Here is a 25,931-nt window from a genome sequence, read left to right as displayed (position 1 = left end):
CGCACCACCCCCGCACAGTGCAACGCCCCGGCGTTGCCCGGACACGAGGAGTACCACCATGGCCGACGCCGCCCGCGCCGCTCGACTGGCCGATCGCATCAAGGTGATCGTGGCCCAGGCGCTCGAACGCAGGATCAAGGACCCCCGGGTGGGTTTCGTGACCGTCACGGACGCGCGGGTCACCAACGACCTGCAGCACGCGACCGTGTACTACACCGTCTACGGGGACGAGACGCAGCGTCAGGAGACCGCGCGGGCCCTGGAGTCCGCCAAGGGCATCCTGCGCTCCGAGGTGGGCAAGAACATCACCGCGCGCCTGACCCCCACGCTCACGTTCGTCGCGGACGAGATCCCCGCGGACGCCGCGCGCCTCGAGTCGCTGCTGCGCACCGCGCGCGAGAAGGACGCCCAGGTGGCCGAACAGGCCCAGGGCGCCCAGTACGCCGCGGGGGAGGACGCCTACCGCACGTCCGACGCCGACGACGAGGCCCCCGAGAGCCGGTCGCAGGACTGATCCGGTGATCGATCGCCAGCAGATCCCGAGCCCGGCACCCTCGCTCCCGAGGGTGGCCGGGCTCGTCGTCGTGGACAAACCGCTCGGCTGGACCTCGCACGACGTCGTCTCGCGCATGCGCCGCCTCGCGGGGACCCGCAAGGTGGGGCACGCGGGCACGCTGGACCCCGCGGCGTCGGGCGTGTTGGTCGTGGGGGTCGAGAAGGCCACCAAGCTGCTGACCTACGTCACGGGCACGGACAAGACGTACCGGGCGAGCATCCGCCTGGGTGCCGCGACCGTGACCGACGACGCCGAGGGGGACGTCACGAGCACGGCTGCGCCCGAGCGGCTCGCCGCGCTCACCGATGACGCCGTCCTGGCCGCGGTCGCCGAGCTGACCGGTGAGATCCAGCAGGTGCCGTCCGCCGTCAGCGCGATCAAGGTGGACGGGCAGCGCTCGTACGCCCGCGTGCGCAAGGGCGAGGACGTGGAGCTGCCCGCGCGACCGGTCACCGTCCACGAGTTCACGGTGCACGGGATCTCCCGCGAGCCGACCGGTGCTGAGCCTACCGCGGTGGATGTCGATGCGACCGTGACGTGCTCCTCCGGGACGTACATCCGCGCGCTCGCCCGCGACCTCGGGGAGGCCCTGGGCGTGGGCGGGCACCTGACCGCGCTGCGGCGCACGCGCGTGGGCTCGTTCACGCTCGAGCAGTCGCACACGCTCGAGGAGCTCACCGAACAGGTGCGCGCCGGCGGCACGGTCTCCACGCTGGCCATCGACGACGCCGCGCGCGGGCTGTTCCCCGTGCGCGAGCTCACCGCGCGGGAGGCCACGGACCTGTCGCACGGGCGCAGGATCGCCGCGGGGTCGGTTCATCCCGGCGATGCGGTGCCGGGCGACGGCGCCGCGTCTCGTTCCGGGGCGGGCGCCGGTGACACCGCATCCGCGGGCGACGCCGCGGCGTCGGGATCCACGGGACCCGAGGAATCCCGGGCGGGGCTGCCCATGGCGTGCTTCGCGCCGAACGGGACACTCGTGGCCCTCGCCGAGGACCGTGGCCCCGCCGACCGCAGGTACACGACGTCGGTGCTCGGGATCGCGGCGGGGATGACGTTCACGCATGCCGCGGCGTCGGACGATGCAGGCGTGGAGGGACCCCGGGCGGGCGACCCCGGAACGGAAACGGACGGAACGATGCGAACGGAACGGGCGCACGACTGATGCTGTGGGGTTATGACGGTTGGTTCTGGGCCTCGGTGGTCCTGGGTGCGCTCTCGTGCGTGATCTGCCTCGTGCAGGCCGCGCGCGGCCGGGCGCCGGACGACTTCTCCCAGGGCTCCGTGCTCGTGCTGGAGGCGTTCTTGCTCGTCTACGCGGTGGGCTCGGTGTTCCTGCCCGTGCTCGGCCCGGACCCCTCGGGGAGTCTGCTCGAGTACTGGGGTTACCTGCTCACGGCCCTGCTGATCCCCGCGGGGACCTTCGTGTGGTCCCTCGTGGAACGCTCGCGGTGGTCCACCCTCATCCTGGCCGCCGCCGGGCCCGTGGTGGCCGTGATGGTCTACCGCATGAACTTCATCTACTACTACCAGTGACGCCGCAGCGGCCGGGACGGGCCGCCGGGAGAAGGACGAGCATGGCTGAGCCCTCACGCACCACGCTGCAGAACCGTTTCGGGCGCTCGGGGCCCCGCACCGGATCGGACCGGAAGAACTCGGGGTTCGGGCGGCTGCTGATCGTGGTCTACGCCGTCTTCTCGCTCTCCGCGGGCGTGCGTTCGCTGTACCAGCTCGCCACCGAGTTCTCTGTGGCGCCACTCGCGATCTCCCTGTCCACGATCTCCGCCGCGATCTACGTCCTAGCGACAATCGCGTTGGCCAAGTCCGGTCCGGGCTGGCACAGGGTCGCCACGGTGGCCGTGGTCGTGGAACTCGTGGGCGTGCTGGGCGTGGGCCTGCTCAGTGTCCTGGAACCGCAGTTGTTCCCCAAGGCGAGCGTGTGGTCCCACTTCGGGGCCGGCTACGGCTACGTGCCCCTCGTGCTGCCGATCGTGGGGCTCGTGTGGTTGTGGCTGACACGGCCCTCCCGGCGGAGCGGTAGGCTCTAGACGTCGCCCGCACACACTGACCACGCAAAAGACATCGAGGAGAACAGTGATTCGCTGGAGAAGCCTGGACGAGGTCACCCCGGGATTCGGTCCCTCCGTGGTGAGCATCGGCAACTTCGACGGTGTCCACCGCGGTCATCAACACGTGTTCGCGCAGCTGCTGGAGACCTCCCAGCGTCTTGAGGCCCACTCCGTGGTCGTGACCTTCGATCCGCACCCGGCTCTCGTGCACCGGCCCGAATCCCACCCCGGACTGATCATGGGTCTCGAGGACAAGCTGGACGCCCTCGAGGCCACCGGCGTGGATGCCGTCCTCGTGCTGCCGTACAGCCTCGAGTTCTCGGAACTGAGCCCCGAGGAGTTCGTGGTCGACTACCTCGTAAAACCGCTGGGCGCGGTGTGTCTCGTGATCGGATCGGACGTCCGGCTCGGGCGTGACAACACGGGGGATCTGCCGGTGATCAGGGAGCTCGGCCGTGAACACGGCTTCGAGGTCCAGGTCGTGGACGACGTCGCGGGCCTGGTCCCCGAGGACACGGATGCGCTCAACGGCCTGGTGGGCTGGAGCGACGACCGCCGCTGCTCGTCCACGTGGGTGCGCTCGTGCCTCGAGGCGGGGGACATCCGCGGTGCTGCCAAACTGCTCGGCCGGCACCACCGCATGCGCGGCGAGGTGGTGCACGGGGCCGCCCGCGGGCGCGAACTGGGCTTCCCCACCGCGAACCTGGCGCCCGAGGCCACGGGATTCATCCCCGCGGACGGGGTCTACGCAGGCTGGCTCGTGGACCAGGACGGCACCCGGTGGCCCACCGCGATCTCCGTGGGCTCCAATCCCACGTTCGACGGCGTGAACCGTCAGGTCGAGGCGCACGTGATCGACCGCCCGGACGAGGCCGTGGAGGACTTCGACCTCTACGGACAGACCGTGGTGGTCGAGTTCGTGGAACGTCTGCGCGGGATGGTGGCCTACCGCGGGATCGATGCGCTCGTGTCCCAGATGCGCGACGACGTGAATCGGTCCCGCGACATCCTGCGGGAACAGGCGCGCGGGACCGACTGAACTCACACGGTGGGGGTGCTCACATCTCCTCGTGCACGGCGGGATCGAACCCGGAGCCGCTGATGCCGGTGTGCAGCATGCGCACCCGTTCCATCTGCTCGTCCGTGAGCTCCCATTCGAACACGTCGATGTTCTGCGCCATGCGCTCGGTGTTCGAGGATTTGGGGATCGCCACGATGCTGGACTGCACGTGCCAGCGCAGCACCACCTGGGCCGGGGTGCGTCCCACCTTGCGGGCGATCTCCGCGAGCCACGGGTCCTGCAACAGGTCCGTCTTGCGCCCCAGCGGGGACCACGCCTCGGTCAGGATCTTGTGCTCCCCGTGGAACGCGCGCAGGGTCTCCTGCTGGTACTGCGGGTGCAGCTCCACCTGGTTGACCACGGGCATCTCCCCGGTCTCCCGCTCCAGGCGCAGGAGGTGCTCGGGCAGGAAGTTGGACACACCAATCGAACGGGTCAGGCCCTCGTCGCGGGCGGCCATCATGGCGCGCCACGTGTCCACGTAGCGGTCCTCGCTCGGGTTGGGCCAGTGGATCAGGTAGAGGTCCAGGTAGTCCGTGCCGAGCCGTTCGAGCGTGCCCTCGAGTGAGCGCCGCACGCTGTCCGTGCCGTGGTCCCGCCCCGGGATCTTGGACGTGAGGAACAGCTCGGAACGGGGGATGTCGCAATAGCGCACGCCCAGGCCCACGCCGCGTTCGTTGCCGTAGTTCACCGCGGTGTCGATGAGCCGGTACCCGCGCCACACGGCCTCCGGGATCAGGGCCTCGGCCTCGGCATCGTCCATGGGGTAGGTGCCGAAGCCCAGCTGGGGGATCTTGTGGCCGTCGCGCAGCACGTGCTTCGCGACGTCCGGGGCGGCGTCCCGCAGGTCCTTGGTCTTGTCGTCACTCATGTGTTCCTCGTTCTCCTCGACGTGTGGGTGGTGGGACGGGCGGGAGCCCGTCGAGCAGTTCGGTCACGGCCTGGGCGCTGATCCGGGCCACGATGTCCAGCTCCATGTGGAACTGCTGGTCCGCGGCGGGACCGCACAGGTCCGAGATCGCGCGCACGGCCAGGAAGGGCACCTCGCGGTCATGGCACACGTGCGCGAGGGCCGTGGTCTCCATGTCCGTGCTCAGGGCCTCGGGGAACACCTCGCGGGTCGCCCCCACGTTGCGGGCCGTGACGAACGCGCCGCCCGAGAGCATCGTCCCGCGCCACGCGGCGTAGCCCTCCGCGGCCACGAGGCTGCTCGCGGCCGTCACGAGGTCCGACGACGCCGCGAAGGCCGGGGGCATCCCGGGCACCTGTCCCGGTTCGTACCCGAACGCGGTCGCGTCCGCGTCCGCGTAGCGGAACTCGGTGCCGATCACGAGGTCACCCACGTTGACGTCCGCGCGCAGGCCCCCGGCGGAACCCGCGGAGATCACGGCGCTCGGTTCGAACCGTTCCAGCACCGCGCTCAGGGCCGACGCCGCGTTGACCAGTCCGATCCCGGTGCGCACCACGAGCACGGGACGCCCCGCGGCCTCGACGGCGTGCAGCTCGGCCCCACCGATCACGTGGGGGTTCTCGCAGCGGGAGTCTGCGTCCGCGAGGAACGGTTCGGCCTCCTCCGCCATGGCGACCACGACGGCCGGCGCGCCCACGCACGCGGCGAACCGTGCGGCGTCGTCCGTCACCGCGTGACCTCGTCCCAGTGCTCGCGCTCGGCCAGGAATCCGCGCACCGCGTCCTGGGCCGCCTCGAGGCTGTGGTTGGCGCCCCAGCCGCACTGCACCTCGTTCGCGGCCGGGACCTCGTCCGCCTCGAGGATGTCCCGGAAGGTGCGCTCGAGCAGGCGCTCGAATTCCTCGGTCTCCACTCCCAGCATGAGCGCGTAGAAGCCGGTCTGGCACCCCATGGGGGAGAAGTCGATCAGGGCGTCCGTGTGATTGCGCATGTGCTCTGCGGTGAGGTGTTCGATCGAGTGCACCGCCGGCATCTCCAGGTGCGCCTGGTTGGGCTGGGTGAAGCGGACGTCGTACTTCACGAGGGTGTCCCCACCCGGCAGTTCCTTGCGATCCGCGATCCGCACGTAGGGGGCGGCCACGCTGCGGTGGTCGAGGTTGAATGATTCGACGTTCATCTTCTGCATGCCCCCATTGTCCCAGTTCGGTCCGGCTTCGCACGTTCCGGGCGCTCCCGCGGGACTGCGACGGCGCTACCGCGGGATGTCGACGGCGTTGCCACGGGACGTCCGCGGCGCTGCGGCGATGCGCGGGTGCGGGGCGGCGCACCGGTGCGCCGCGCCGTCGTCCGCCGCGGGGTGACGGGCCTTACGGTGCCCGGGCGGGGGATCGGTTAGGATGGTCGATGGTCTGACTGCGGTCCGTGGCGGTCCGACCCCGGGAGCTCGCTCCCGGACCCCGGGCGGGAATCTCACGCACCGGGCGGTCACGGTACTGACTCGAGGAGTTACACATGGCCCTGGATGCCACGATCAAGAACCAGATCATCACCGAGTACGCGACCCACGAGGGTGACACCGGTTCGCCCGAGGTGCAGATCGCGGTGCTGTCCCGTCGGATCTCCGATCTGACCGAGCACCTGAAGATGCACAAGCACGACCACCACACCCGCCGCGGCCTGATGGCCCTGGTGGGACGGCGTCGTCGCATGCTTGACTACCTGCGTCGCACCGACATCGCCCGCTACCGTGCGCTCATCGAGCGCCTCGGCCTGCGCAAGTGATGTGACCGGTTCCCCGTGCCCCTGACGGAGCGCGGGGAACCGCCGCAATCGGCGCTGTTCGTGACGAACACCGCCAGCCGGACCGAGTGTCCGGACAATCCAACGAGAAATCACGTCATGGCGTGACCGCGCTGCATGTCGCGGTCCTCGACAGTGGCCTTCGCAACGCCCACGCGCTGCGAGCGCCTCGATCGAAGACCGGTGTGTCGCGCGGATCACGCACCACGAAGAAACGGAGGTGACCCTTGGAGGGTCCCGAGATCCAGAGTGCAGAAGCCGTCATCGACAACGGCTCGTACGGCAAGCGCGTCGTGCGCTTCGAAACCGGCCGACTCGCCCGCCAGGCCGCGGGTTCGGCCATGGTCTACATCGACGAAGAGACCTCCATGCTCTCGGCCACGGCCGTGGGCAAGCACCCGCGGGAGGGCTTCGACTTCTTCCCGCTCACGGTGGACGTCGAGGAGCGGATGTACGCCGCGGGCCGCATCCCCGGTTCGTTCTTCCGCCGTGAGGGCCGCCCGTCCACGGACGCGATCCTCACGTGCCGCCTGATCGACCGCCCGCTGCGCCCCGCGTTCGGCAAGGGCCTGCGCAACGAGGTGCAGGTGGTCGTCACCGTCACGTCCATCGCACCGGACGAGATCTACAACACCGTGGCGATCAACGCCGCGTCCATGTCCACGACCTTGTCCGGGCTGCCCTTCCAGGGCCCCGTGGGCGGCGTGCGCATGGCGCTCATGGCCCAGGAGAACGGCTCCCACCAGTGGATCGCGTTCCCCAAGCACTCCCAGCTCGAGAACGCCGTGTTCGACATGGCCGTGGCCGGCCGTGTGGTGAGCACCAAGGACGGCGGCTCGGACGTCGCGATCATGATGGTCGAGGCCGAGGCCACCGACAACGCGTGGGAGCTCATCAAGGGTCAGGGTGCGGTCGCACCGACCGAGGAGCTCGTGGCCGAGGGCCTCGAGGCCGCCAAGCCCTTCATCAAGGCCCTGTGCGACGCCCAGGCGGACCTCGCGTCCCGCACCGCCAAGCCCGAGCTGGACCTGCCGCGCTTCGGCGGGTACGGGGACGACGCTGCCGAGGCCGTCAAGGACTTCGTGGGCGAGCGCATGGCGCAGGTCTACTCGATCGCCGGCAAGCAGGAGCGCGAGGCCGCGACCGACGAGCTGCACCAGTCCACGCTGGCCGAGCTCACGGGCGAGGGCAAGGCCTTCGAGGGCCGCGCGGACGAGGTCAACGGCGCCTACCAGGCCCTGACCAAGCAGACCGTGCGTCAGCGCATCCTCAAGGACAAGGTGCGCATCGACGGCCGTGGCCTCACGGACATCCGTCAGCTCAGCGCCGAGGTGGACGTGCTCCCGCGCGTGCACGGTTCCGCGCTGTTCGAGCGCGGCGAGACCCAGATCATGGGTGTCACCACGCTGAACATGCTCAAGCTGGAGCAGCAGATCGACTCGCTGTCCCCGGTCAAGCACAAGCGCTACATCCACCACTACAACTTCCCGCCGTACTCCACAGGCGAGACCGGCCGCGTGGGTTCGCCCAAGCGCCGCGAGATCGGCCACGGTGCGCTCGCCGAGCGTGCGATCACGCCCGTGCTGCCCTCCCGGGAGGAGTTCCCGTACGCGATCCGTCAGGTCTCCGAGGCGCTGGGCTCCAACGGCTCCACGTCCATGGGTTCCGTGTGCGCGTCCACGCTGTCGCTGTACAACGCCGGTGTGCCGCTGCGCGCTCCCGTGGCCGGTATCGCCATGGGCCTGGTCTCCGACACCGTCAACGGCGAGGTCCAGTACGCGGCCCTGACCGACATCCTCGGTGCGGAGGACGCGCTGGGTGATATGGACTTCAAGGTCGCCGGTACGTCCGAGTTCGTGACCGCGATCCAGCTGGACACCAAGCTGGACGGTATCCCCGCCTCGGTCCTGGCCTCGGCCCTGACCCAGGCGCGCGAGGCCCGGCTCTACATCCTGGACGTGCTGACCTCCGCGATCGACGCCCCGGACGAGATGAGCGAGTTCGCGCCGCGCGTGATCTCGGTGAACGTGCCCGTGTCCAAGATCGGTGAGGTGATCGGCCCCAAGGGCAAGATGATCAACCAGATCCAGGAGGACACCGGCACGGACATCTCCATCGAGGACGACGGCACCGTGTACATCGGCGCCACGGACGGTCCCTCCGCGGAGGCCGCGCGCTCGGCGATCAACGCGATCGCCAACCCGCAGGTCCCCGAGGTGGGCGAGCGCTACCTGGGCACCGTGGTCAAGACCACCACGTTCGGTGCGTTCGTGTCCCTGACCCCGGGCAAGGATGGTCTGCTCCACATCTCCGAGATGCGCAAGCTCAACGACAACAAGCGCGTCAACGAGGTGGACGGCGTCGTGTCCGTGGGCCAGAAGGTCCAGGTGGAGATCACCAAGGTGGACGACCGCGGCAAGCTGTCCCTCGCGCCCGTCGTGGCCGAGTCCGACGCCCCGGCCGAGTCCTCCGACGACGAGAACTGAGCAGAGGGTCTTCGTTACTAGATGACAGTTGTTCACCTTCCCCTGAGGGCGGGCGATCCCGCGGAGCACGTCTCCGGCGGGGCCGCCCGCCTTCGGGCGTATTCGGCCACGGCGCAGGCGCCGGGCTTCACCCACGTGGTGCACGACGACGCCGAGGGCGCCGTGATCATGCGCACCGTCCTGCCGTGCGGGACCAGGGTGCTCACCGAGAAGATGCCCGGGCAGCGTTCGGTGTCCGTGGGGTTCTGGGTGAGCCTGGGCTCGCGTGACGAGGCCCCGGGCATGCTCGGTTCCACGCACTTCCTGGAGCACCTGCTGTTCAAGGGCACGTCCCGGCGCAGTTCGCTCGAGATCGCGGAGGCCTTCGACCGCGTGGGCGGGGAGTCCAATGCGTTCACGGCCCACGAGCACACGTGCTACCACGCCCGGGTGCTCTCCGAGCAGTTGCCCATGGCGGTGGACGTGCTCGCGGACATGTTCACCGGTGCCGTCCTGGACCCCGAGGAGTTCGACCGCGAACGCGGCGTGATCCTCGAGGAGATCGCCATGGACCGGGACGATCCCACGGACTTCGCATTCGAACAGTTCAACGCCGAGGTGCTCCACGGGTCCGCGCTCGCGCGGCCCATCGCGGGCACCCCGGAGGAGATCCGTTCCGTGACCCGGGACGCGGTGTGGCAGCACTACCGCGGGTCCTACCGCCCCGAGAACCTCGTGGTCACGGTGGCCGGGGGTCTGGACCACGACCGCGTCGTCGAACTCGTGCGCGAGTCCCTGGCCCGCGCGGGCTGGGACCCGGACGCGACCGGCCACGCCGGTGCCCGGCGGGACTCCTCGCCGGCGCAGTTGACCCCCCTGGTCGGGACCCACACGTTCGAGCGCCCGGTCGAGCAGGCCCACGTGGTGCTGGGCGGCGCCGGACTGCAGTCCGGGGACGAGCGTCGCTTCGCGATGACCGTGCTCAACGCCGCCCTGGGCGGCGGGATGTCCTCGCGGTTGTTCCACACCATCCGGGAGCAGAAGGGCCTCGCGTACTCCACGTTCTCCTTCTCGGGCTCCTACTCGGACGCCGGGTTCTTCGGGATGTACGCGGGGTGCACGGGCGAGCGCGTGGACCAGGTCAGCGAGCTCATGCGCGCCGAGCTGGACCGGCTCGCCCAGGACGGGATGGATGCGGCAGAACTCGCGAAGGTCGAGGGCCAACTCAGCGGTGCCACCGTCCTGGCCCTCGAGGACACGGGGTCGCGGATGTCCCGGCTGGGGTCCGCAGAACTGAAGACGGGCATCTTCATGGACGTGGACGAGTCCCTGCGGCGCATCCGCGCCGTGACGTCCGAGGACGTGCAGACACTGGCCGCGCAATTGTCCGCGGACGCCACGGTACGCACCGTGGTGGGGCCGCACGCCGAGCAGAACCAGGAATGAGGCGGGATCACATGAACGAGCAGATCAAGGTGGCCGTACTCGGCCGCAACGGACGCATGGGCTCCGAGGCAGTGAAGGCCATCACGGACGCCTCGGACATGGAACTCGTCGCGGCCCTCGGTCGCGGGGACGACCTCCAGGAACTCGTGAGCTCCGGCGCGCAGGTGGTCGTGGACCTCACGGTCCCGAGTGCTACGCGGGAGAACGTGCGCTTCGCCGTGGAACACGGTATCCACGCGGTCGTGGGCACCACGGGTTGGGACGACGCCGCTCTGGCCGAGCTCGAGTCGTGGCTCGCCGATGCCTCGGACACGGGTGTGCTGATCGCCCCCAACTTCGCGGTGGGTGCGGTGCTCGCCATGAAGTTCTCCGAGATGGCCGCGGCGTTCTTCGAGTCCGTGGAGATCGTGGAACTGCACCACCCCCAGAAGCTCGACGCCCCGTCCGGCACCGCCGCGCGCACCGCCGCGCTCGTGGCCGCCGCGCGCGAACGGGCCGGCGTGGCGCCGTCGCCGGACGCCACGGAATCCGATCCGCACGGCGCGCGCGGTGCGGACCTGGACGGTGTGCACGTGCACTCGGTGCGCCTGCGCGGGCTCGTGGCCCACCAGGAGACCCTGCTGGGCAACACGGGGGAGCAGCTGACCGTGCGCCACGACTCCTTCGACCGCGTGTCCTTCATGACGGGTGTGCTGTTGGGCGTGCGTTCGGTCGCGAAGCACCCGGGGCTCACCCACGGCCTGGACGGCTACATGGACCTGGGGCTGTGAGCCGCGCCCGTTCCTTCTCCGGTCTGCGCTGGTGGGCCACGGCCGTGATCGTGCTGCTCGTGATCACGGTGCTGATCCTGCCGATCTCCGGGGGCTCCAAGATCTGGCTCGTCGCTATGCTCGCGTTCGCCGCGGTGTTCACCGTGCTCGAGGTGGGTGCGAAGGGTCGCATCCTGGCCGCGCTCATGATCGGGCTGCTGGCCCTGTACCTCGCCTTGGCCTTCCACCGGGCGGTCCTGTTGCTCGGCACCGGGGGCTGGCTGCCCACCCTGCTGGGCGTGGCCATGCTCGTGATCCCCGCGGTGGGTACGTGGGCCATGGTGCGCGAGATCGTCTTCGGCGCCCGCACCGAACGCCTCGGCCGGGAACTCGCCGCGCGCGGTGAGCTTCCCGCGGACGATCTGCCGCGGACCCCGTCCGGACGGTACGTGCGGGCCGCCGCGGACGAGCACTTCGACGTCGTGCGCCGCGAGGTCGAGGCGGACCCCGCCGAGTGGGGCGGGTGGTACCGACTGAGCCTCGCGTACTCCGCGAGCGGCGACGGCCGGCGGGCCCGCAGGGCCATGCGCACCGCCATAGCCCTACATCGGGGGACGGATCCGGAAACGGTGCTCGCCCGCTCCGGGCGGTAACCTGTGGATATGACACACGACAGCGCACCTGCGCGGACGCAGCGGTCCGCGCCCATGTTCGGGTCCCTGCTCACCGCCATGGTCACGGTCTTCCACGACGACGGCTCGGTGGACCTCGAGGCCACGGGTCACCTGGCCGAACAACTCGTGGACGACGGTTGTGACGGTCTGGTGGTGTGCGGCACCACCGGTGAGTACTCCACCATGACCGACCAGGAGAATCTCTCCGTCTTCCGTGCCGTCAAGGACGCCGTGGGCGGGCGCGTGCCGCTGCTCGCGGGGACCGGTTCGAACGACACCGAACACTCCCGCTTCCTGTGCCTCGAGGCGCAGAAGATCGGGATGGACGGCCTGCTGATCGTGACCCCGTACTACAACAAACCCACCCAGGCGGGCGTCGAGGCGCACTTCCGCTCGCTCGCGGACTCCGTGGACACGCCCGTCATGGTGTACGACATCCCCGGGCGCTCGGGGATCCCGATCGAGCCCGAGACCATGATCTCGCTCGCCTCCCACCCCAACATCGTGGCCGTCAAGGACGCCAAGGCGGACTTCATGGCCGCCGCCCGGGTCATGGCCGAGACGGACCTGCTCTTCTACTCCGGCGACGACGGTCTCACCCTCCCGTGGATCGCGCTCGGTGCCTCCGGGCTCGTGGGTGTGACCACCCACATCGACACCCCGCGCTACCGCCGGCTCGTGGACGCCTCCCTGGCCGGGGACCTCGAGACCGCGCAGCGGCTCAACGAGGAACTGTTGCCGCTCGTGCGTGCCACCATGACCCGGATCCCCGGGGCCGTGGCCGCGAAGACCATTCTTCATTGGCAGGGCCGCCTGCCGAACAACACGGTGCGCTTGCCGCACGTGACACCCACACAGGCCGAGCTGGAGCAGATCCGCTCGGACCTGAGCACGTCGGTCATCGCCGACACGCTGACCACCTGAGATGAAAGGGGTCTCATGACCCATTGGAACACCACCGACCTCTCCGAACCGCCCGCACTCGCGAAGGACACCCTGCGAGTCATCCCCCTGGGCGGTCTGGGCGAGGTCGGTCGGAACATGACCGTGTTCGAGATCAATGGGCAGCTGCTCGTGGTCGACTGCGGTGTCCTGTTCCCCGAGGAAACCCAGCCCGGCGTGGACCTGATCCTGCCGGACATCAACCACATCCGTGAGCGCCTCGACGACATCGTCGCGATCGTGCTCACCCACGGCCACGAGGACCACATCGGCGCGGTCCCGTACCTGCTCAAGCGCCGTCCGGACATCCCCATCCTGGGCTCGCAGCTCACACTCGCGCTGATCGAGGCCAAGCTGCAGGAGCACCGGATCAAGCCCTTCACCATGGCCGTGCGCGAGGGCCAGGTGGAGCGCCTGGGTGAGTTCGAGTGCGAGTTCGTGGCCGTGAACCACTCCATCCCGGACGCCCTGGCCGTGTTCCTGCGCACCAAGGCCGGGACCGTGCTGCACACCGGTGACTTCAAGATGGACCAGCTGCCCCTGGACGGGCGGATCACGGACCTGCGTCACTTCGCCCGGTTGGGCGAGGAGGGTGTGGACCTGTTCCTCACGGACTCCACCAACGCCGAGGTTCCCGGATTCATCGCGTCCGAGAAGGCCATCGGTCCCGTGCTCGCGGACGTGGTCGCCCGTGCCAAGCAGCGCGTGATCGTGGCGTCGTTCTCCTCCCACGTCCACCGCGTGCAGCAGGTGCTCGACGCCGCCGTGGCCAGCGGTCGCAAGGTCGCCCTGATGGGCCGGTCCATGATCCGCAACATGGCGATCGCCGAGAAGCTCGGTTACCTGGACGTGCCGCCCAACGTGCTCGTGGATCAGAAGAAGGTCGGGGACTACCGGGACGACCAGATCGTCATCATGTGCACCGGTTCCCAGGGTGAGCCCATGGCCGCACTGTCCCGCATGGCCAACGGGGACCACAAGGTCCAGGTCAACGCGGGGGACACCGTGATCCTGGCGTCCTCCCTGATCCCGGGTAACGAGAACTCCGTGTTCCGCGTGATCAATGGGCTCATGCGCCTGGGCGCGGACGTGGTCCACAAGGGCAATGCCAAGGTCCACGTCTCGGGTCACGCCGGGGCGGGCGAGTTGCTGTACTGCTACAACATCGTGGAACCCGAGTACGTCATGCCGGTCCACGGCGAGATCCGCCACCTGATCGCCAACGGCAACCTGGCCCAGGAGACGGGCGTCCCCGCGGACCACGTGCTGCTCGCGGAGAACGGCACCGTGGTGGACATGCACTCCGGCGCGGCCAAGATCACCGGGCAGGTGGAGTGCGGGTTCATCTACGTGGACGGCTCCTCCGTGGGTGAGATCACGGACGCGGACCTCAAGGACCGCATGACCCTCGGTGAGGAGGGCTTCATCTCCGTGATCACCGTGGTCAACCGGGACACCGGCAAGATCGTCTCCGGTCCGGACATCCACGCGCGCGGCGTGGCCGAGGAGGACACCGTGTTCAACGAGATCCGCCCCCGGATCTCCGCGGCCCTCGAGGACGCGCTCGGCGAGAGCGGCAAGAACCACACGACCCACCAGTTGCAGCAGATCGTGCGACGCACCGTGGGCTCGTGGGTCTCCCGCAAGCTGCGGCGCAAGCCCATGATCGTGCCCGTGGTCGTCGAGGCCTGACGCCCCGAACCACCGCACTGCGCAGCGGCCCGCCCGGATCCGACTCCGGGCGGGCCGCTGCGCGTCCGGGTACCCTGGGGGCATGGCGTCACGAACTTCCCCCGCGCGCTCCTCGAAGGCCTCCGGCAGGTCCTCGGGTTCCGCGCGTTCCCCCAAGAACGGCAAGAAGGCCCCCGCACGGTCCACGTCCGCACGCTCCGGATCCACGGGGCCCTCGGCCGGTTCCACCGCCCTGCGCGGGGTGGTCAACGCGTGGTCCGGCGCCGGACACGTGGTGGGGGCCGCGGTGCGTCGCGTGGGGACCGTGCGCACGGACATGGCTCCCGAACAGCGCCGTGACGGCGGTGCGCTCGTGTGGCTCGTGCTCGCCGTCGTGATCGCGGCGGTCGAGTGGTGGAACCTGCGCGGCGTGGACCTCGCGCTCGTGGCGATCCCCGCGTCCTGGGTGCACGCGGTCGTGGGCGGGACCTTCGGTTTCATGGCCCTCGTGCTGCCGATTTTTTGCTTCTGTTTCGCGATCCGCGTCTTCCGTCACCCCGAGGCCACGCAGGCCAACAACCGGATCGCGATCGGTCTGCTCGCGCTGTCCGTGGCCGGCGCGGGCACCGCGCACCTGCTGGGCGGCGCGCCCGGTCTGGGTGACGGGTTCGACGCCTTGTGGCGCGCGGGCGGTTTCGTGGGCTTCCTGGCCGCGGACCCGCTGGCGTCCCTGATCACCCGGTGGGGCGCGCTCGCGGTCTTCGTGCTGCTCGCGGCGTTGGCCGTGCTCGTCATGACCGCCACGCCCGTGGGGGAGATCGGACCGCGCTTGCGCGAACTTTACCGCCGTCTCACGGGGCAGTACGAGCCCCGCGCGACCGACGTCTCCGATCCCGCGCACGACCGCTCCTACCTCGATCCCGCCCGACCCACGCGTGAGAAGCGCTCCCGTCGCTCCGAGCGGCGCAAGCAGCGTCACGAGCTGGACCGCTACGACGGGGACGAGGCATTCGAGCGCGCCGTCGTGGACGAGGCCAACCGCCGCGAGGCGCGGGATGCGGGAGCCACGAGCGTGTTCGACGTCGGCTCGCACGCGGAGCGCTCCGCGCGCCGGGGTTCTTCCGGTGGATCCTCCTCCGTGCGAGACACCGCGCAGGTGGCGGGCTCCACCGCGGCGTCCGAGGTCCAGGACACCGACGCGATCCCGAACCCGGAGGCCGCACTGCGCCCCGGCGAGAAGCGTCCCACCAAGTCCCAGCGCGCCGCTCAGAAAATACGCGAGGAGCAGGGGATGGCTCCCGCGGCGGACACCGCCGCGGCGTCGGACGCGCCCGCCCTGAAGGTGGACGACAACCCCCAGCCGCGCACCCACACGCCCGCGACCCCCATCCCGGCCCGCTCCGAGCAGCTCAAGCTGCAGGGCGACGTCGCCTACAGCCTCCCGCCCGTCGCGGACCTCGTGCAGGGCCCGCCCGCCAAGGAACGCTCCGAGGCGAACGACCAGGTGGTCCGGGCGCTCACGAGTGTGCTCGAACAGTTCAAGGTGGACGCCGAGGTCACCGGCTTCTCGCGCGGGCCCACGGTCACGCGCTACGAGATCGAACTGGGCTCCGGGACCAAGGTGGAGCGCGTCACGGCGCTGTCCAAGAACATCGCGTACGCGGTGGCGTCCGCGGACGTGCGGATCCTCTCACCCATCCCGGGCAAGTCCGCGATCGGCATCGAGATCCCCAACACGGACCGCGAGACCGTGGCGCTGGGGGACGTGCTGCGCTCGCAGAAGGCCCGGGCGTCCGAGCACCCCATGATCATGGGCGTGGGCAAGGACGTGGAGGGCGGCTTCGTGCTCGCGAACCTCGCCAAGATGCCGCACATGCTCGTGGCCGGTGCCACCGGTGCGGGTAAGTCCTCGTTCGTGAACTCCATGATCGTCTCGATCCTCATGCGCTCCACCCCGGACGAGGTGCGTCTGGTCATGGTGGACCCCAAGCGCGTGGAACTGACCGCGTACGAGGGTGTGCCGCACCTGATCACCCCGATCATCACCAACCCCAAGAAGGCCGCCGAGGCCCTGCAGTGGGTCGTGCGGGAGATGGACGCGCGCTACGACGACCTCTCCCACTTCGGGTACAAGCACATCGACGACTTCAACAAGGCCGTGCGCAACGGCAAGGTGCAACCCGAACCCGGGTCCAAGCGCACCATCCGCCCCTACCCGTACCTGCTCGTGATCGTGGACGAGCTCGCGGACCTCATGATGGTGGCCCCGCGGGACGTCGAGGACGCGATCGTGCGGATCACCCAACTCGCGCGTGCCGCCGGCATCCACCTGGTGCTCGCCACGCAGCGGCCCTCGGTGGACGTCGTGACCGGCCTGATCAAGGCCAACGTCCCGTCCCGGATGGCGTTCGCGACGTCCTCGGTCACCGACTCCCGCGTGGTGCTGGACCAGCCCGGCGCGGAGAAGCTGATCGGCCAGGGCGACGCCCTGTTCCTGCCCATGGGCGCGTCCAAGCCCATGCGTGTGCAGGGTGCGTGGGTCTCCGAGTCGGAGATCCACAAGGTCGTGGAGCACGTGAAGTCGCAGATGAGCACGCACTACCGCGACGACGTCGTGCAGGAAGCGCCCAAGAAGACGATCGACGAGGACATCGGGGACGACCTCGACGTCCTGCTGCAGGCCGCCGAGCTGATCATCACCACGCAGTTCGGGTCCACGTCCATGCTCCAGCGCAAGCTGCGCGTGGGCTTCGCGAAGGCCGGGCGGCTCATGGACCTGCTCGAATCGCGCGGCGTGGTCGGCGCCTCCGAGGGGTCCAAGGCGCGTGACGTCCTCGTCAAGCCGGACGACCTCGCCGCGACCCTTGCCCTAATCCGCGGCGAGGAGCCGCCCGCGCAGAGTGCGCCGGCCACCCCGGACGGTGCGCACGCGGCGTCGGCGTACGGCGAGGACCCCGTGGAGGCGTCGCTGTCGAACGTGGCCCACGACTACCACGACGGGTCCGACCAATCCGAGGATGCATGGGAGTTGACGGGACGATGACGGTTCACGACGGCGCGGCCGCGCCCGGGGCGCCCGCCCCCAACGCCTCCAACTGGAACCTGCCGAACGCCCTGACGGCACTGCGGATCGTGATGGTCCCGTTCTTCGTCTGGTTCCTGGTGGCCGGGGGCACCCACGGCCAGGATTCCATGGGGATGCGCTGGGCCGCCGTGGTCACGTTCGGGCTCGCGATGCTCACGGACAAGCTCGACGGGGACATCGCCCGGGCGCGCAACCTCATCACGAGTTTCGGCAAGATCGCCGATCCCATCGCGGACAAACTGCTCACGGGTGCCGCGTTCGTGGTGCTGTCCATGCTCGGGGAGCTGTGGTGGTGGGTCACGATCGTGATCCTGGTGCGCGAGTGGGGCATCACGGTCATGCGGTTCGTGGTGATCCGCTACGGCGTGATGGCCGCGTCCAAGGGCGGCAAGACCAAGACCGTCCTGCAGACCGCGGCGCTGATCGCCCTGCTGCTGCCGCTCGCCCCGTTCGTGGGCCAGTGGTGGCTGTGGTTCGCGTGGGTGCTCACCGCGCTCGCGTTACTCGCGACCGTGGTCACGGGCATCGACTACGTGATCAAGGCCGTGCAGTTGCGTAACCGGGCCGTGCGCGGGGACGCCGCGTGACGGCCGAGCGCTCCGGGTACGACGCCGCGGAGCTCGTGCGCTGCGCCGTCGCCCGCGGCGTCACGGTCGGCACGGCCGAATCCCTCACCGGGGGCGCGCTCGCGTCCGCGATCGTGACCGTGGCCGGCGCCTCGGCGTGCTTCGAGGGAGCGGTCGTGAGCTACTCGCACGCCGTCAAGGAACGGGTGCTGGGGGTGTCCCACGAACTGCTAGAAGAACGCGGCGCGGTGGACCCGCAGGTCGCGGCGGCCATGGCCCGCGGCGCGCGCGAGAGCCTGGGCGTGGACTGGGCCGTGTCCACCACGGGGGTCGCCGGGCCGGAACCGCACGACGGACACCCCGTGGGAACTGTCTTCGTGGGGATCGCGGGCCCCGGTGTGGAGCGGGTGGAGCGCTTGGATGTCAGCGGCGATCGGGCCGAGATCCGGCAGGCCACCGTGGACCGCGCGCTTGACGCATTGACGACTCAAATCTCATTCCCAGCCAACGCCTAGTGCTTTTCGGCCGCCGAGCGGGAACAATCGAACACGTAAGCACGTTATGGATACCAGAGGGTGAGCCCGGTGGGCTCAAGATGCCTCGACCACTGCGTCGTCCGCGATGCAGAAGGCCCCGTCAATTCGTACGAGGAGTAGCAATTCACATGACGAAGCAACCCGTGTCTGTCAATGGTGTCGTCCGTTGGAAGGACGTGGGTATGTCCGATGAAGCTCACGCGGAAACCAATGATGTCAAGGTCGGTGTCCTGCGTCAGGAGATCGGCGAGGTGCTGCGCAACGTCCGCCAGCGCCAGGGCCGCACGCTGCGCGAGGTCTCGCACAGCGCCCGCGTCTCGCTGGGGTACCTGAGCGAGGTGGAGCGAGGACAGAAGGAAGCCTCCTCCGAGCTGCTCGCGTCCATCTGTGCGGCACTGGACATCCCCATGTCCCAGATGCTGCGCGAGGTCGCGGACCGTCTCGCCTACGCCGAGGGCACGTTCATCCCCGACACCGTACCGTCCGAGCTCACGGAGGAGTTCACGCGGGAGATGCGTCAGTTGCGCGGTGGCACCGCCGCCGGCGCGCACTGAGTCACACCCCGCTCGCCGCGGCCGAACCGGCCGCGGCGCACCAGACCAATGAACGGACCCGCCCGGTGGGCGGGTCCGTTACTCATTGCAGCACCACGGGGTCCGTACAGCGTGGAGAATTAGCGGATCAGTACAGCGTCGATATCGAGGAGAAGTCGTTCATGCGAGTCAGTGCGTTCTGGGACCTGATGTCCCACGAATTCGGGGCTGCGTACAGCCGGGTCCTCGCTCGGGACCTGGTGTTGACCGAGTTGGGTGAGCGCACGGCCGCGGAGGCCCTCGAGTCCGGGACGGACCCCAAGACGGTGTGGTTCGCGGTGTGCCGCGCCCAGGAGATCCCCGAGTCCCGGTGGTGGGGTCCGGATCAGCCGCCCCGGCGCTGAGTTCGCTGTGGGCGGCGTGCGCCACGCCGTCTTCGAAGGTATATTCGAATCAGCTCACGCGCGCTCCACAACCCGTCCGGTCGCTTATGGCTGTCGGACCCCCTTTGTACCGTGGAACGCGAAGACATCGACAGGGCCGCATCCGGCCCCCGAGAACCGAGGTGAAACATGGCAGCCAAGTCCAAGGGCGCACCGGCACCCTCTCAGGTGGCCGGATCCGATCGCCAGAAGGCACTGGACACCGTCCTGTCCCAGATCGACAAGAACTACGGCAAGGGATCGGTCATGCGGCTGGGGGATCGCCCCGCCAACAAGATCGAGACCATCCCCACCGGTTCCATCGCGCTGGACGTCGCACTGGGCATCGGCGGGTTCCCCCGCGGGCGCGTCGTGGAGATCTACGGCCCGGAATCCTCGGGTAAGACCACCGTGGCCCTGCACGCCGTGGCCAGCGTCCAGAAGGCCGGCGGGATCGCCGCGTTCATCGATGCCGAGCACGCGCTGGACCCGGTCTACGCCGAGAAGCTCGGTGTGGACACGGACAACCTGCTCGTGTCCCAGCCGGACACCGGTGAGCAGGCGCTCGAGATCATGGACATGCTTGTGGGCTCGGGCTCCATCGACATCATCGTGATCGACTCCGTGGCGGCCCTCGTGCCCAAGGCGGAGATCGAGGGCGAGATGGGCGACAGCCACGTGGGTCTCCAGGCCCGTTTGATGTCCCAGGCCCTGCGTAAGATCACGGGTCGGTTGTCCCACACCAACACCACCGCGATCTTCATCAACCAGCTGCGCGAGAAGATTGGCGTGTTCTTCGGCTCCCCGGAGACCACCACGGGTGGTAAGGCGCTGAAGTTCTACGCCTCCGTGCGCGTGGACGTCCGCCGGATCGAGACTCTCAAGGACGGCGCGAACCCCGTGGGTAACCGCACCCGCGCCAAGATCGTCAAGAACAAGATGGCACCGCCCTTCAAGCAGGCCGAGTTCGACATCCTCTACGGTCAGGGCATCTCCATCGAGGGCGGCCTGATCGACATGGGCGTGGAACACGGCATCGTGAAGAAGTCCGGTGCGTGGTTCACCTACGAGGGGGACCAGCTCGGCCAGGGTAAGGAGAACTCGCGCCGCTTCCTCAAGGACAACCCGGAGCTCGCTCAGGAGATCGAACGCAAGATCCTGGTCAAGCTCGGGATCAGCGAGGACCCGGACCAGGCCTCCCAGGACACGGAGGGGTTCGGCGACGATCCCCAGGACCTGGATCCGGACGCCCCGTTCGCGCCGGGCAAGAACGAGACCGAACTGCCGGCGTTCTGAGCTGACGCTGCCCGTTCATGACTGAGTCCGAACGTTATGGTTCCCGGCGCCGCCGGGCCTCCGATTCCCATCGGGGCCCGGCGGCGCCGACCGCGTCCGCGGAGTCATCGGAAGAGGCGGAGGCCGATCCCCGCGAGGTCGCCCGCGCGATCGTCCTGCGCCAGTTGAGCGCCTCGGCCAAATCGCGGCGCCAGCTCGAGGACAAACTCGCGGACCGCAACGTCCCCGAGGACGTCGCCCGGGAGATGCTCGACCGGTTCGAGGAAGTGAACCTCGTGGACGACCGGGCTTACGCCGGGATGTTCGTCAGGTCCCGCGCCGAGACCCGCCGGTTGTCCCGCTCGGCTCTGCGCCGGGAGCTCGCGCAGCGCGGGATCACGGGTGAGATCGCGGGCGAGGCCCTCGAGCAGCGCTCCGACGACGACGAACTGCGGGACGCCCACGTCCTCGTGCGCAAGAAGTTGCCCACCTCCGTGGACCCGTCGGACCGCAAGGAACGCGACCGGCTGACCCGCAGGCTCGTGAGCATGCTCGGACGCAAGGGGTATCCTCCGGGGCTCGCCTTCGCCGTGGTCAAGGAGGAACTGGGCGCGTTGGAGTCCTCGGCGGAGGAGTTCGCATCGGAGGAGTCCGCGGGTGACGAGGTCGCCGGTGACGAGTTCTCCGCAGACGGGTTCCCGGGAGACGGGTTCTCGGGAGATGAGTACGCCGCGGGCGGGTCCACACTGGGCGGGCGCGATCGGCCGGATCCGGACGGCGCCCACGTGTGGGACACGCCCTGATCGGTGTCCCTGCGGCCGTGGACGGCCGAGTTCGAGCAATTTGACCCCGTCCCTAAAATGGTGAGGTGACTCAGATGCCCCATGCCGTGCAGGAACCCGTGATCGTCACCGACGCGCCCGCCTACGAGGTGCGCACCCTCGGGTGCCAGATGAACGCCCATGATTCCGAGCGCATCACGGGGCTGCTCGAAAGCGCCGGATACGTCCCCGCGGTGAACCGGGACCCGGACCTGGTCGTGTTCAACACGTGTGCCGTCCGGGAGAACGCGGACAACAAGCTGTACGGTCAGCTGGGTCAGCTGGCCCCCGTCAAGCGGCGCAACGAACGGTTGCAGATCGCGGTGGGCGGCTGCCTCGCCCAGAAGGACCGCGCCACCATCGTCGACAAGGCCCCGTGGGTGGACGTGGTCTTCGGGACCCACAACATCGGGTCCCTCCCGGTCCTGCTGGAACGGGCCCGGCACAACGAGCAGGCCCAGGTGGAGATCCTGGAAGCCCTCGAGACGTTCCCCTCTGCACTGCCCACCAAGCGGGAACAGGCCTACGCGGGGTGGGTGTCCATCTCGGTGGGTTGCAACAACACGTGCACGTTCTGCATCGTCCCCCAGCTGCGCGGCAAGGAGAAGGACCGTCGCCCCGGGGACATCCTCGCCGAGGTCCAGGCGCTCGTGGACTCGGGCGCGGTGGAAGTGACCCTGCTGGGCCAGAACGTGAACTCGTACGGCGTGGAGTTCGGTGACCGCGGCGCGTTCGCCAAGCTGCTGCGCGCGTGCGGTGACATCCAGGGGTTGGAGCGGGTGCGTTTCACGAGTCCGCACCCCGCGGCCTTCACGGACGACGTGATCGATGCCATGGCGGAGACCCCCAACGTGATGCCGCAGTTGCACATGCCCCTGCAATCCGGCTCGGATCAAATCCTCAAGGACATGCGGCGCTCGTACCGGTCCAAGAAGTTCCTGGGCATCCTGGATCGGGTGCGCGAGCGGATCCCGCGCGCCGCGATCACCACCGACATCATCGTGGGCTTCCCAGGCGAGACGGAACAGGACTTCCAGGACACCCTGGACGTCGTGGAGGCCTCCCGGTTCTCCTCCGCGTTCACGTTCCAGTACTCGGTGCGCCCGGGCACTCCCGCCGGGGAGATGGCGAACCAGGTCCCGGCCCCCGTGGTGCAGGAACGCTTCGAACGGTTGACCGCCCTGCAGGACCGGATCAGCGCGGAGTTGAACCGCGAGCTCGTGGGCACGCGCACGGAGGTCCTGGTCAGCGCCCAGTCGGGACGCAAGTCCGAAGCCACTCATCGACTCAGCGGGCGTGGTCCGGACCAGCGGCTCGTGCACTTCAGCGTCCCGGACGGGGCCGAACAGCCGCGTCCGGGTGACTTCGTCACGGTTCCGGTCACCGGGGCCGCCACGTATCACCTGCTCGCGGACCCGCGGGACGCGGGCGAGTACAGTGTGCGGCGCTCCCGCGGCGGGGACGCGTGGGAGGCCGCCCAGGCGGAATCGTGCGCAGCGCCGTCGTCGTCGGGCAAACCCGCCGCCGTGGGGCTGGGCATGCCGTCGCTGCGGAAGCCCTGAGCGCGGTATGACCCTGGGGACGCAGCGCCCGGTCGTGGCCGTCGTGGGACCCACGGGGACCGGGAAGTCGGACCTCGGGATCGCGATCGCGCGGCGCATGGGCGGGGAGATCGTCAACGCGGACGCCCTGCAGTTCTACCGGGGCATGGACATCGGGACCGCCAAGCTGACCCGGGAGGAACGCGGGGGAGTACCGCACCACCTGCTCGACATCCTGGACCTGCACGAGGAAGCGTCGGTCGCGGCGTTCCAGACCCGCGCCCGCACCGTCATCACGGAGATCGAAGAGCGCGGCAATGTGCCCGTCCTCGTGGGCGGATCGGGCCTGTACGTGCGCGCGGTGCTCGACGACATCGAATTCCCCGGAACCGATCCGCAGCTGAGAGCGCGGATCGAAGCCGAACTGCACGAGCACGGGCGCGCCCGCATGCTGCAGCGTCTCGCGGACGTGGACCCGGAGTCGGCGGCCACGGTCAAGGACGACCGCAGACTGGTCCGCGCGCTCGAGGTGCATCGGCTGACCGGACGGCCCTTCACATCGTTCATGCCCGAGCGCCGGTACGTGCGGCCCACGGTGCAGATCGGTCTCGCCATGGAGCGGGATGTACTCAACGAGCGGGTGGCCCGCCGCGTGGACACCATGCTCGAGCGGGGTTGGCTGGACGAGGTACGGACGCTCGAGGCCCGGGGGCTGCGCGAAAGTCCCACCGCGGGCAAGGCCCTGGGCTACCCCCAGCTGCTCGCGGTGCTCGACGGCACCAGTACACTCGAGCGCGCCCGGGACGAGACCGTGACCGCCACCCGCAGGTTCGTGAAGCGCCAGCGCACGTGGTTCCGGGCGGATCCTCGCGTGCACTGGTTGCGCGCGGACGACCCCGCGGGACCGTCCGCGCTGACGGAGCGGGCGATGGACGTCGTACGGGCTCAGTATGATGGCGGCGATGACTGACACGACCGAGGGGACGGTAGGCAGCGTGAACTGGCAGGAACTGGCGGGCGTGCGCGTGACCAAGGCGCACGGCACGGGCAACGACTTCGTGGTCTTCACGGACCGGGACGGAACCCTGGACGTCTCACCGGACACGGTCGCGGCGGTGTGCGACCGGCACCTCGGACTGGGCGGTGACGGCCTGATCCGCGCCGTGCGCACCGAACACGTGGCCGATGCCGGCGACCTCGCCGTAGCGCACCCGGACGTCGAGTGGTTCATGGACTACCGCAACGGGGATGGTTCCGTGGCGCAGATGTGCGGTAACGGGGTGCGGGTGTTCGTGGACCACCTCGTGCGTGAGGGCCTCGTGAGCCTCCCGCGCGGTTCCCAACTGCGCATCGGCACGCGCGCGGGGATCCGCACCGTGGCGCGCACGTCCGACGGCTACGCCGTGGACATGGGCCCGTGGAGCTTCGAGGACGGGGACGCCGCTCGCGAGCGCGGTTCCGACTGCATCGTGAACGCGGAGGGGCTCACGGTCCCGCGCCCGGGGGTGTCCATCAGCATGGGCAATCCCCACACGGTCGTGGCCCTGTCCGAGGGTGAGAAATTGGACGGGCTGGACCTGCACACCGCGCCCGTCGTGGAACCCACCCCGCCCGAGGGGACCAACGTGGAGTTCGTGGTGCCCTCGGACGACGGCGATTCCGAACTCGGTCGCCTCGAGATGCGCGTCCACGAGCGAGGTGTGGGCGAGACGCACTCGTGCGGCACCGGCGCGTGCGCGGCCGCTGCGGCCACCCGGTTCTGGGGCGGCCCCGACTCCCCGGACCGCTGGTTCGTGCGGGTCCCCGGGGGCGTGCTGTCCGTGACGTTCGTACCCGCTCCGGACGGCACCGAGCACGTGGTCCTCGCGGGTCCGGTGCGCGTGGTCGCCACGGCCGAGCTCGTCTGAGTTGGTCGCGTTCGTCCCGGTGGTGGGCTGAGCCGGGAGGGACTCGCCGCGCGGCCTTACTGCAGGCGCCGTCGGACGACGACGCGGCGCGCCGGCTCCCAGCGCGACACCCCTGGCTCCTGTTCCCGACCCGACGCCCGGGAGCGTGGCTACCAACGCAGTACACGCGACCCCGGTTCCCGGCCCGGCACGCGTGACTCCGCGCGCCTCAGTCGCGCTGCACCGTGATGATGCGGAAGCCCTTGTCGGTTGCGGCCCGCTCCACGCGGTACCCCTCACCCAGGGTGTCCGCGAGCCAGCGCTGCAGGGAGTCCCCGCCCAGGTTCTTCTGCACCACGAGCCACGCCGTGCCACCGGGCGCGAGGCGGGGAAGCCACAGCATGAGGATGTCGTGCAGTTCCTGCTTCCCCACGCGGATCGGCGGGTTGGACCAGATGGTGTCGAACGTGCGATCCGCGGGCACGTCCTCGGGCCGATGGGTCTCCACGCCCGTGAGTCCCAGCTCCCGCGCATTCGCCGCCGTCAGGCGCAGGCTGCGTTCGTTGACGTCCACCGCGGTGACCGTGGCACTCGGTGCGGCGAGCGCGAGGGCCAGGGTGATCGGCCCCCACCCGCACCCGATGTCGAGCAGGTTCTGCCCGTGCGGATCGGGCACGTTGCGCAGCAGCGCGGCGGTTCCCTTGTCCAGGTCCGAGGGGGAGAAGACCCCCGCGGCCGTCCCCACGTCCACGGTGCGTCCCCGCAGCTCCACCGTGATCCGCCGCGGTTTCTCGGCGACGGACGGGTCGGACACGAAATAATGCTGCGCGGGGTTCTCGGGGGCCATGGCTCCACATGCTAGTGCCACCGCCCGTCGTGTCGGTGCCCGGCGCTAGACTTGGTCAACCGTCTCCAGCCACAGATC

The 25,931-nt window shown here is 69.5% G+C and carries 26 protein-coding genes; 22 read left to right on the top strand and 4 right to left on the bottom strand.

The annotated features are described in order from the left end of the window. The first annotated feature begins 58 nt into the window (after positions 1-58). Genes rbfA through AS25_RS06070 form a run of 5 tightly spaced genes read left to right on the top strand, consistent with a single transcriptional unit; the run spans position 59 to position 3,664 of the window. Complete coding sequence (rbfA, locus tag AS25_RS06090; protein WP_035963492.1) at positions 59-514, top strand: 30S ribosome-binding factor RbfA; 456 nt, start codon at positions 59-61, stop codon at positions 512-514. A 4-nt stretch (positions 515-518) separates the two neighbouring features. Next, on the top strand, positions 519-1,721 hold the full coding sequence (gene truB, locus AS25_RS06085; RefSeq protein ID WP_156960915.1) for a tRNA pseudouridine(55) synthase TruB: 1,203 nt from the start codon (positions 519-521) through the stop codon (positions 1,719-1,721). After that, positions 1,721-2,092 carry a hypothetical protein gene (locus tag AS25_RS06080; RefSeq protein WP_035963481.1) on the top strand — a complete coding sequence of 124 codons (372 nt, stop codon included), beginning with the start codon at positions 1,721-1,723 and terminating at the stop codon, positions 2,090-2,092. Before truB ends, AS25_RS06080 begins: the two co-directional genes overlap by 1 nt. Before the next feature lie 41 nt (positions 2,093-2,133). Then, entirely contained in the window at positions 2,134-2,604 is a 471-nt protein-coding gene (locus tag AS25_RS06075; protein WP_035963471.1) for a hypothetical protein, read from the top strand. A gap of 46 nt (positions 2,605-2,650) precedes the next feature. Beyond that, a complete protein-coding gene (locus AS25_RS06070) occupies positions 2,651-3,664 on the top strand; it encodes a bifunctional riboflavin kinase/FAD synthetase (protein ID WP_035963458.1) in 1,014 nt (337 codons plus the stop codon). A 19-nt stretch (positions 3,665-3,683) separates the two neighbouring features. Here AS25_RS06070 and AS25_RS06065 read toward each other — a convergent pair whose 3' ends face one another. From AS25_RS06065 to AS25_RS06055, 3 genes are read right to left on the bottom strand one after another with little or no spacing between them, the layout of a single operon-like run. Continuing rightward, positions 3,684-4,556 (bottom strand): aldo/keto reductase, encoded by an 873-nt coding sequence (locus AS25_RS06065; RefSeq protein ID WP_052160757.1) that lies wholly within the window; start codon positions 4,554-4,556, stop codon positions 3,684-3,686. Continuing rightward, the gene (locus AS25_RS06060; RefSeq protein ID WP_253270493.1) at positions 4,549-5,325 is read right to left on the bottom strand and encodes a 5'-methylthioadenosine/adenosylhomocysteine nucleosidase; all 777 of its coding nucleotides are present in this window, start codon (positions 5,323-5,325) and stop codon (positions 4,549-4,551) included. Before AS25_RS06060 ends, AS25_RS06065 begins: the two co-directional genes overlap by 8 nt. Then, positions 5,322-5,780: an S-ribosylhomocysteine lyase gene (locus AS25_RS06055; protein ID WP_035963447.1), complete on the bottom strand. Its 459-nt coding sequence runs from the start codon at positions 5,778-5,780 to the stop codon at positions 5,322-5,324. The genes AS25_RS06060 and AS25_RS06055 overlap by 4 nt, the downstream gene beginning before the upstream one ends. A gap of 326 nt (positions 5,781-6,106) precedes the next feature. Here AS25_RS06055 and rpsO point away from each other — a divergent pair, with 326 nt between their 5' ends. From rpsO to dapF, 17 genes are all read left to right on the top strand, one after another. Next, positions 6,107-6,376, top strand: a complete 270-nt coding sequence (rpsO, locus tag AS25_RS06050) for a 30S ribosomal protein S15 (RefSeq protein ID WP_035963435.1) — start codon at positions 6,107-6,109, stop codon at positions 6,374-6,376. A 245-nt stretch (positions 6,377-6,621) separates the two neighbouring features. Then, entirely contained in the window at positions 6,622-8,880 is a 2,259-nt protein-coding gene (locus AS25_RS06045) for a polyribonucleotide nucleotidyltransferase (protein WP_035963425.1), read from the top strand. Between the two features lie 21 nt (positions 8,881-8,901). Then, the gene (locus AS25_RS06040; RefSeq protein WP_035963416.1) at positions 8,902-10,305 is read left to right on the top strand and encodes a M16 family metallopeptidase; all 1,404 of its coding nucleotides are present in this window, start codon (positions 8,902-8,904) and stop codon (positions 10,303-10,305) included. Between the two features lie 11 nt (positions 10,306-10,316). Further along, entirely contained in the window at positions 10,317-11,075 is a 759-nt protein-coding gene (dapB, locus tag AS25_RS06035) for a 4-hydroxy-tetrahydrodipicolinate reductase (RefSeq protein ID WP_035963409.1), read from the top strand. Further along, positions 11,072-11,707, top strand: a complete 636-nt coding sequence (locus tag AS25_RS06030) for a hypothetical protein (RefSeq protein WP_035963400.1) — start codon at positions 11,072-11,074, stop codon at positions 11,705-11,707. The genes dapB and AS25_RS06030 overlap by 4 nt, the downstream gene beginning before the upstream one ends. A gap of 9 nt (positions 11,708-11,716) precedes the next feature. Then, the gene (dapA, locus tag AS25_RS06025; protein ID WP_052160756.1) at positions 11,717-12,652 is read left to right on the top strand and encodes a 4-hydroxy-tetrahydrodipicolinate synthase; all 936 of its coding nucleotides are present in this window, start codon (positions 11,717-11,719) and stop codon (positions 12,650-12,652) included. Between the two features lie 15 nt (positions 12,653-12,667). Next, positions 12,668-14,362 carry a ribonuclease J gene (locus tag AS25_RS06020; protein ID WP_035963384.1) on the top strand — a complete coding sequence of 565 codons (1,695 nt, stop codon included), beginning with the start codon at positions 12,668-12,670 and terminating at the stop codon, positions 14,360-14,362. Between the two features lie 82 nt (positions 14,363-14,444). Continuing rightward, positions 14,445-17,384 (top strand): FtsK/SpoIIIE family DNA translocase, encoded by a 2,940-nt coding sequence (locus tag AS25_RS06015; protein ID WP_035963377.1) that lies wholly within the window; start codon positions 14,445-14,447, stop codon positions 17,382-17,384. Beyond that, positions 17,381-18,013 carry a CDP-diacylglycerol--glycerol-3-phosphate 3-phosphatidyltransferase gene (gene pgsA / locus AS25_RS06010; RefSeq protein WP_035963370.1) on the top strand — a complete coding sequence of 211 codons (633 nt, stop codon included), beginning with the start codon at positions 17,381-17,383 and terminating at the stop codon, positions 18,011-18,013. The genes AS25_RS06015 and pgsA overlap by 4 nt, the downstream gene beginning before the upstream one ends. Then, positions 18,010-18,507 carry a CinA family protein gene (locus AS25_RS06005; RefSeq protein ID WP_035963362.1) on the top strand — a complete coding sequence of 166 codons (498 nt, stop codon included), beginning with the start codon at positions 18,010-18,012 and terminating at the stop codon, positions 18,505-18,507. The genes pgsA and AS25_RS06005 overlap by 4 nt, the downstream gene beginning before the upstream one ends. Positions 18,508-18,656: 149 nt before the next feature. Beyond that, a complete protein-coding gene (locus AS25_RS06000; RefSeq protein ID WP_035963354.1) occupies positions 18,657-19,082 on the top strand; it encodes a helix-turn-helix domain-containing protein in 426 nt (141 codons plus the stop codon). A gap of 161 nt (positions 19,083-19,243) precedes the next feature. After that, positions 19,244-19,465 carry a DUF3046 domain-containing protein gene (locus tag AS25_RS05995; protein ID WP_035963868.1) on the top strand — a complete coding sequence of 74 codons (222 nt, stop codon included), beginning with the start codon at positions 19,244-19,246 and terminating at the stop codon, positions 19,463-19,465. Between the two features lie 168 nt (positions 19,466-19,633). Beyond that, complete coding sequence (gene recA / locus AS25_RS05990; protein ID WP_035963347.1) at positions 19,634-20,779, top strand: recombinase RecA; 1,146 nt, start codon at positions 19,634-19,636, stop codon at positions 20,777-20,779. Positions 20,780-20,796: 17 nt separating this feature from the next. Next, complete coding sequence (locus AS25_RS05985) at positions 20,797-21,561, top strand: regulatory protein RecX (RefSeq protein WP_084118039.1); 765 nt, start codon at positions 20,797-20,799, stop codon at positions 21,559-21,561. Between the two features lie 74 nt (positions 21,562-21,635). Continuing rightward, a complete protein-coding gene (miaB, locus tag AS25_RS05980) occupies positions 21,636-23,141 on the top strand; it encodes a tRNA (N6-isopentenyl adenosine(37)-C2)-methylthiotransferase MiaB (RefSeq protein ID WP_052160755.1) in 1,506 nt (501 codons plus the stop codon). Between the two features lie 7 nt (positions 23,142-23,148). Further along, positions 23,149-24,090 carry a tRNA (adenosine(37)-N6)-dimethylallyltransferase MiaA gene (gene miaA / locus AS25_RS05975; RefSeq protein WP_035963338.1) on the top strand — a complete coding sequence of 314 codons (942 nt, stop codon included), beginning with the start codon at positions 23,149-23,151 and terminating at the stop codon, positions 24,088-24,090. Beyond that, complete coding sequence (gene dapF, locus AS25_RS05970) at positions 24,083-25,027, top strand: diaminopimelate epimerase (protein ID WP_035963862.1); 945 nt, start codon at positions 24,083-24,085, stop codon at positions 25,025-25,027. The genes miaA and dapF overlap by 8 nt, the downstream gene beginning before the upstream one ends. A gap of 208 nt (positions 25,028-25,235) precedes the next feature. On the opposite strand, the gene AS25_RS05965 is transcribed toward dapF, so the two are convergent. After that, a complete protein-coding gene (locus AS25_RS05965) occupies positions 25,236-25,853 on the bottom strand; it encodes a class I SAM-dependent methyltransferase (RefSeq protein WP_035963332.1) in 618 nt (205 codons plus the stop codon). Between the last annotated feature and the right edge of the window lie 78 nt (positions 25,854-25,931).

Origin of the sequence: Kocuria marina (genome assembly GCF_000786655.1) — a bacterium.
Taxonomy (GTDB): Bacteria; Actinomycetota; Actinomycetes; order Actinomycetales; family Micrococcaceae; genus Kocuria; species Kocuria marina_A.
The sequence above is the reverse complement of the archived record's forward strand: the minus strand, read 5'-3'. Positions and strand labels throughout refer to the sequence as shown.

Excerpts from the sequence above, each read along its gene's own strand:
- rbfA (WP_035963492.1), top strand. The coding sequence starts at position 59 with ATGGCCGACGCCGCCCGCGCCGCTCGACTGGCCGATCGCATCAAGGTG.
- AS25_RS06080 (WP_035963481.1), top strand. The coding sequence starts at position 1,721 with ATGCTGTGGGGTTATGACGGTTGGTTCTGGGCCTCGGTGGTCCTGGGT.
- AS25_RS06075 (WP_035963471.1), top strand. The coding sequence starts at position 2,134 with ATGGCTGAGCCCTCACGCACCACGCTGCAGAACCGTTTCGGGCGCTCG.
- AS25_RS06065 (WP_052160757.1), bottom strand. The coding sequence starts at position 4,556 with ATGAGTGACGACAAGACCAAGGACCTGCGGGACGCCGCCCCGGACGTC.
- AS25_RS06055 (WP_035963447.1), bottom strand. The coding sequence starts at position 5,780 with ATGCAGAAGATGAACGTCGAATCATTCAACCTCGACCACCGCAGCGTG.
- rpsO (WP_035963435.1), top strand. The coding sequence starts at position 6,107 with ATGGCCCTGGATGCCACGATCAAGAACCAGATCATCACCGAGTACGCG.
- AS25_RS06040 (WP_035963416.1), top strand. The coding sequence starts at position 8,902 with ATGACAGTTGTTCACCTTCCCCTGAGGGCGGGCGATCCCGCGGAGCAC.
- dapB (WP_035963409.1), top strand. The coding sequence starts at position 10,317 with ATGAACGAGCAGATCAAGGTGGCCGTACTCGGCCGCAACGGACGCATG.
- dapA (WP_052160756.1), top strand. The coding sequence starts at position 11,717 with ATGACACACGACAGCGCACCTGCGCGGACGCAGCGGTCCGCGCCCATG.
- AS25_RS06020 (WP_035963384.1), top strand. The coding sequence starts at position 12,668 with ATGACCCATTGGAACACCACCGACCTCTCCGAACCGCCCGCACTCGCG.
- AS25_RS06015 (WP_035963377.1), top strand. The coding sequence starts at position 14,445 with ATGGCGTCACGAACTTCCCCCGCGCGCTCCTCGAAGGCCTCCGGCAGG.
- pgsA (WP_035963370.1), top strand. The coding sequence starts at position 17,381 with ATGACGGTTCACGACGGCGCGGCCGCGCCCGGGGCGCCCGCCCCCAAC.
- AS25_RS06000 (WP_035963354.1), top strand. The coding sequence starts at position 18,657 with ATGACGAAGCAACCCGTGTCTGTCAATGGTGTCGTCCGTTGGAAGGAC.
- AS25_RS05995 (WP_035963868.1), top strand. The coding sequence starts at position 19,244 with ATGCGAGTCAGTGCGTTCTGGGACCTGATGTCCCACGAATTCGGGGCT.
- recA (WP_035963347.1), top strand. The coding sequence starts at position 19,634 with ATGGCAGCCAAGTCCAAGGGCGCACCGGCACCCTCTCAGGTGGCCGGA.
- AS25_RS05985 (WP_084118039.1), top strand. The coding sequence starts at position 20,797 with ATGACTGAGTCCGAACGTTATGGTTCCCGGCGCCGCCGGGCCTCCGAT.
- miaB (WP_052160755.1), top strand. The coding sequence starts at position 21,636 with ATGCCCCATGCCGTGCAGGAACCCGTGATCGTCACCGACGCGCCCGCC.
- miaA (WP_035963338.1), top strand. The coding sequence starts at position 23,149 with ATGACCCTGGGGACGCAGCGCCCGGTCGTGGCCGTCGTGGGACCCACG.
- dapF (WP_035963862.1), top strand. The coding sequence starts at position 24,083 with ATGACTGACACGACCGAGGGGACGGTAGGCAGCGTGAACTGGCAGGAA.
- AS25_RS05965 (WP_035963332.1), bottom strand. The coding sequence starts at position 25,853 with ATGGCCCCCGAGAACCCCGCGCAGCATTATTTCGTGTCCGACCCGTCC.